The 594-nt window shown below is 72.2% G+C and carries 1 pseudogene; it reads left to right on the forward strand.

Annotation, left to right across the window (positions count from 1 at the left end):
* A pseudogene (locus ACLF5H_RS31525) lies at window positions 1-594 on the forward strand (2-oxoglutarate ferredoxin oxidoreductase subunit alpha); the annotation flags it as partial.

The raw sequence follows: 594 nt of genomic DNA on the forward strand, positions 1-594 counted from the left end.
CGGCGCCGCGCTGGGCGCGGCGTTCGGCGGCTCGCTCGCGGTGACGACCACGTCCGGGCCCGGTGTGGCGCTGAAGTCGGAGACGATCGGTCTGGCGGTCTCCCTGGAGCTGCCGCTGCTGGTCGTCGACATCCAGCGCGGTGGCCCCTCCACCGGTCTGCCGACCAAGACCGAGCAGGCCGACCTCCTCCAGGCCATGTACGGGCGCAACGGCGAGGCACCCGTCCCGGTCATCGCGCCCAGGACACCGGCCGACTGCTTCGACGCGGCCCTGGAAGCGGCCCGGATCGCCCTGACGTACCGCACCCCGGTGATGCTGCTGTCGGACGGCTACCTGGCCAACGGGTCGGAGCCCTGGCGCATCCCGGACCTGGAGGAACTGCCCGACCTGCGGGTCCGGTTCGCGTCCGGCCCCAACCACACCCTGGACGACGGCACCGACGTCTTCTGGCCGTACAAACGCGACCCGCAGACCCTGGCCCGGCCGTGGGCGGTGCCGGGCACGCCGGGTCTGGAGCACCGGATCGGCGGCATCGAGAAGCAGGACGGCACGGGCAACATCTCCTACGACCCGGCCAACCACGACTTCATGGT

This window comes from Streptomyces sp. LaBMicrA B280 (genome assembly GCF_049222185.1).
Lineage (GTDB): Bacteria > Actinomycetota > Actinomycetes > Streptomycetales > Streptomycetaceae > Streptomyces > Streptomyces murinus.